This is a genomic window from Cryobacterium sp. Y62, from assembly GCF_002929785.1.
Classification (GTDB): Bacteria; Actinomycetota; Actinomycetes; order Actinomycetales; family Microbacteriaceae; genus Cryobacterium.
Map to the genome: position 1 here is coordinate 1 of NZ_PJJK01000003.1, position 1,086 is coordinate 1,086.

Here is a 1,086-nt window from a genome sequence, read left to right on the forward strand (position 1 = left end):
TCATGTCAAAAATGCACGAGCTACTCGAAAGTCTTTCGAAGAGCTCGCGGGACGAAACACCGCGTGCGTTGCCGTAATGACCGCTTACCGCGAACTGGCCAGCCGAGGGATCTCGACTCGTGTCGCGGCCGACTTGGTCGGGATCCCTCGAGCGACAGCCACCCGGAAACGACGCATTCCGGTGCGTCGGCCGGCGATGATTCCGACGAACAAGATCGGCGACAGCGACCGCCGGCAGATTCTCGACGTCGTCAACTCGACGCCGTTCGTGGACCTGCCGCCGATCCAGATCTACGCGCAGTTGCTCGACGCGGGCACCTACTTGTGCTCAATATCAACGATGTATCGGGTGTTGAACGAGAACCAGCAGGTCAAGGACCGCCGCCGCTTGGCACGCCATCCGGCCCGGGCGATCCCCGAGCTGACGGCGACGGGACCAGGTCAGGTGTATTCGTGGGACATCACGAAACTAGCCGGTCCGATCAAGGGGAAGTACTTCGATGCTTACGTGATGATCGATATCTACTCGCGCTACATCGTCGGCGCGTATGTTCACGCGTCGGAATCGGGAGAGCTGGCGGTGGAGATGATGAAGGAGATCTTCGGCATTCACGGCGTACCGCAGGTCGTTCACGCTGACCGCGGCACGTCGATGACGTCCAAGACCGTCGCGGTGTTGCTGTCTGATCTGGAGGTCACCAAGTCGCATTCGAGGCCTCGGGTGAGTAACGATAATCCCTACAGCGAGGCGTGGTTCAAGACCTTGAAATTCGCTCCGACGTTCCCCGAACGCTTCGGCTCCCTCACCGACGCGAAGACGTTCATGGCCTCATTCGTCGACGGTTACAACCACGAGCATCGCCATTCCGGGATCGGCCTGAACACGCCCGCCGACGTTCACTACGGCCTCGCAGCAGCGAAAGCCATCGAACGAGCAGCGACGCTGGACGCGGTACGCGCGCGCTTCCCCGAGCGATTCAGTACGACCCAGGCACCTAAGATTCTCTCCATTCCCGAGACGGCATGGATCAACAAACCAGCCGACAAACCCACCAAGAATGACCGCCTCGAACTAGCCGCCTAAAC

At 60.3% G+C, this 1,086-nt stretch carries 1 pseudogene; it reads left to right on the forward strand.

The features are described from left to right. Positions 1-118: 118 nt before the first annotated feature. A pseudogene (locus CXY71_RS00020) lies at positions 119-1,084 on the forward strand (transposase); the annotation flags it as partial. Positions 1,085-1,086 lie beyond the last annotated feature (2 nt).